At 47.3% G+C, this 4058-nt stretch carries 4 protein-coding genes; 2 read left to right on the forward strand and 2 right to left on the reverse strand.

Annotated elements, in window-relative coordinates; translation table 11 throughout:
* Positions 1-977, forward strand: a 977-nt coding sequence (locus VE954_RS34485) for a hypothetical protein (RefSeq protein WP_324961639.1), incomplete at its 5' end; no start/stop codon positions are given.
* A gap of 63 nt (positions 978-1040) precedes the next feature.
* Here the strand turns inward: VE954_RS34485 and VE954_RS34490 are convergent.
* On the reverse strand, positions 1041-1382 hold the full coding sequence (locus tag VE954_RS34490; protein WP_324961641.1) for a hypothetical protein: 342 nt from the start codon (positions 1380-1382) through the stop codon (positions 1041-1043).
* On the reverse strand, positions 1379-2068 hold the full coding sequence (locus VE954_RS34495; protein ID WP_324961642.1) for a hypothetical protein: 690 nt from the start codon (positions 2066-2068) through the stop codon (positions 1379-1381). Before VE954_RS34495 ends, VE954_RS34490 begins: the two co-directional genes overlap by 4 nt.
* Positions 2069-3038: 970 nt before the next feature.
* On the opposite strand from VE954_RS34495, the gene VE954_RS34500 reads away from it, so the two are divergent.
* Positions 3039-4058: hypothetical protein (locus VE954_RS34500; RefSeq protein WP_324961643.1), on the forward strand; the 1020-nt coding region annotated here is incomplete at its 3' end.

Here is a 4058-nt window from a genome sequence, read left to right on the forward strand (position 1 = left end):
ACGATAAGGACAAGGACAAAGAACAAAGTCCGGGCACACACTTCAATCCGTCGAAGATAGAAGGAAACTATTTCGTTCTCAATCCTTGGAGAATCACTACACCAGCAAAAGACGGTGATGAGGAATATGTTGGCGACAAAGATCGCCTTGGCTCAACCTTGACAGCTGTGCCGTTTTCATTTGATGCGATTATTAATGCCAGAACTGGTGCTACACAGACCTTTCTCACCAGCATTGAGAAAGATTCTTGTTCAAATTATCGAGAAGCAAGTTTGCCAGGAGAGGCATCTGGTCGGACATCAAACGGCGGTTATTGGTTTGCAATGGATGACGTCGCTGGGAACTTTGTGTCTTACGCCGCGAATGTCCGACATCATAATATTTGCTTGACATTGAATATCAACCCCGAGGCTGGTTCGGAAAAGTTCTCGTCGAAAGACAGCGATCTGATCGAATACTTTAATCGTTTTGTGGAAACTGCAGAATTTCAACGTTTAGGCGCGGTATACAGCGGCTATTTTAACAACAGAACATTTCTCTATACAGTATTGTTCTCAGACAATTTCAATGAAGAAATCAAAGATGCCGATGGCGTTAAACATACTCACTCCTCGGCTCCGATCCTAACAATTGATGGACAGGAAAATGAAGTTGTAAGTGAATCGTTCTTTGGAGATTGCCAACTTGATATTTTCAGGAATGCACTCGCAGACGAGAAGAAAAAGAATCTTGCTGTTTCGCATCCCAGCGACGACTTGGCCGCTAAATATTCGTTGGAATTGACAACTGAGCCAAACGGGACATTTAATCGGGTTGCAGAGGGATTCTATTCGACCACGAAAGCCAAGGATTGTCTCATTGTCAGATATCGACTAAAGACACCCATTAGGGATGCAGCCTTAGCAGCAAGCGACTCAGAGCTTGATGACATGTTTGTGGGTGCGTTGGGAGAAATGCTGGTTTCCAAAGTTCCTTGACGTGTTAGTCAATAAAGCAGACTGATTTCGGATTCCTGGCAATCCATCGCCAGGAGCAACTTCTTACTGAGCAGGGTTCACTGATCTCTCAACATAGCCAGAGTCGGTCTTTTCCAAGTATGGCACAGCATCAGATTGAAGAATGATAGTCTCATCAACGCCATTGTGAAGATTGATTTTCCGGTTGAGAATATCAATAGTCGAAGGTCTGAAGGTTTTTCCGCCAATGGATATGCCAGCACCGCTCGGTGAGCTTTGAACAAGTTCTGAGAACGTGGCGTCGGAAACCCTCAGAGTCTTGGTCTTGGCACCGCCTCCTCCTCCTGTAATGATGCCAGCAAAGCAGCTGGGTGCAACCAACAAACAGCAGGTCATCGAAGCAATTAAGAACGTACTTTTTTTCATAATACCAAATCTCCCAAATCTGTTACGAAAGAAACCATAGCGACCCTGTGAGGGCCGGGTTTGTACCGTTTTGAAATTTCTGCAGTGCGAAGCTCAATCTCTCTGATCAAATCCATAATCATTTGTCTTGTTTCGTCGTCGCAGTTTGCGAACCAGATGGTTCCATAGTTATCGGGCCGTACTAAATTCAGTTTTTTTACTGCAAATTTGGAAAGAGCGGAAACGATCGAATTGTTGCCTATCAGCAGCCCGCTTACAGCTTTGAGTATTCCATTTTGCTGCTCGAGGCAATTCTTCTTGATGAGCCGTGCGACAGCTCCTGCAGTCGTACTGCCCGAAGCAAACGAATTGGCTGCGGAATCTTCAAAGACAACATCTGTCAGGATTTTACACTCGAGTTCAGACAAGTCATCCGCAGCAACAAACGTGGATTCAGCCATCTTTTCAAAAATGGATTTGAGTTCAGGCATAAACTCGTGCACGAATTCTTTGATTCGCTCTGGACTCGATACAACGCTAAGAATGCGGAGCACATTGTATCCCGAAACTTGTACCGATCCTTCAGCTGCGGCGCTCAAAGTGTTTCTATGGATGCCTGTTGCCCGCTGGAGCAGGGACAGACTTCGTCGCTTCCCTCCTTTCAGCCAAGTTTGAATTTCCTCTGCCAATGCCATTCGGCGGTTCATTTTTTCCTTCTCCCGGTTGACTGTGGACCATGACGCTAATGTTTGCGCGCATAGCCGAAACGGTGTATGGCGCAGAAGCTTGCGCAAGTCACCTTAAGAGAATTTTCTCGCTATACTGGCGGTTACTCACTGAGTGCAAAATTGTCTGCGATTACGGTAAACCTATGTCTAGTGCGAGCGGTGCAAATATCAAAAACTCCAGTGCTTACAGCTGAGAACGATTTGATGTCTCTTCTTGCAGTCATGTTTGCGATTCGTTGGTCAGCCACAAGCGGGGATGGCTACTTTTGGCGGACGGAATTCGGCTTGTAGTTTTATCAATAGCTTGTGACGATTTGAACGCATGTTTATAGGTAAGGTGTCATTAATTTCAATAGCTTACCCGTTTGTCGTGCTATTTTGGCCAAATCCTCGATTTCTGAAGAATTGAGACATTAACCCCAATTTTGCTCGTCCCTCATAGTCTTGCGCATATTCGTTTCATAACAATTTCGATAACTTGCAAATCGAAATTATGACTGATTTAGGTGTTTCTTTGCTAATTTCAATAAGTTACAGGTTTATCATGCTACTTTGGCCATATTCCCGTTTTTTTGAAAATGGAAATTAGATACGTAGTATTGGTGCTGTCGTTTCAGCTGTATAAAATACCTCCGCATTCCCAGATCCAGAAACTGCTGCTAGCCTGCGGGGGACATCGTGAAAATCCTATAGTCTACTCCGTCGAAGAATATATCTGAGGAGAAAGAAGGGGGAGGTATTTATTCAGTATAGGAATACTGAATCTCGCGATGCAATTGAAACAAAACCTCGGAGTTCAACAGGCATTGTGGCTAGCGAAGACCAGTACGAGACATTGATATCCCGAATCGAAGCCCGGTTGAGTCCAGGCGATCTTGCCAGGCACCTTGGCTTCATTCCAAAGCAGGGCTGGATCTCCTGCCCCTTCCACGATGGTGGAAAGCTCTCGATGCGCATCGATGAACCTGATCGGTCGTTCCACTGTTCAAAAAAGATTTGTGCTGCACATAGTGAACGCATAAACGTGGTGGACTTTTACGCGCAGGTGACTGGCCGGATGTACTCCACGGCGCTCACTGAGCTGGATGGTCTGGAAATCAGGATACCCGATCCTGACCAGGTCCCAGGTCCCACCAGCTTCCTTTCGCCAGCTGCCTATCTGGAATATCTTAAAGAGCAACAGCCGGACTATGAGCACGTTGCTACCTATACCTGGTGCTCTCACTCGAACGAGCCTTTGAAGATCGTACACAAGTTCAAGCTTCAAGCCGGCAATGGCACAGACCGCGCTCCTGTTTTAATTTTCCCTACCTACTTCCATCGCAAGAAATGGTTTCGTGTCAATCAGAGCGATGCAAAAGTACCATTGCCCTATGGCTGGGAGGGTGCCCAGAATAGTCAGCGCGTAGTGATAGCACGGGACGAGGCAGAGGCCGACAGCATCAGCAGAACAGGGATCTCTGCGGTTGCCGTGTCCTCAGTTGGGATCTGGGCATCAGGTTATGCTAAGCGGTTCCGTGGGCTCGACGTGGTCCTTATCATTGATCCCGGTCCAGCTGGGACCGACTATCTTGAAACCGTAAAAACTGACCTGGGTCTGCTCGCGGCATCGTTGAGAGCTCTCCCCTTTGATCCTGAGCAGGCAGCTTCCTTGTCAGCCGAAGGTTTGCAGGCCATCCTCGATGAGGCAGACGATCTTTTTCGGCCTTGGCCTAAGCCATTTTGTGGTCTGAAATCCTTCGACCGGATTCCGAAATTTGACCCGCAGCTCATGCTTCCCCGCTCACTAAGGAGATACCTGGTGGACCAAGCCGACGAGATGCAGGTTCCAGTTTCGTCGGTGGCAGCTCCCGCTCTTGCTGGACTCTCCATCCTCGTTGGTCGAAAAATTGTCATCCAACCCAAACGCTCAAACCCATCGTTTCGAGTTGCCGCTCCTCTCTGGTGTATTATCGTTGCCGATTCCGGG

The organism is Oligoflexus sp., assembly GCF_035638955.1.
In the GTDB taxonomy this organism is placed as follows: domain Bacteria; phylum Bdellovibrionota_B; class Oligoflexia; order Oligoflexales; family Oligoflexaceae; genus Oligoflexus.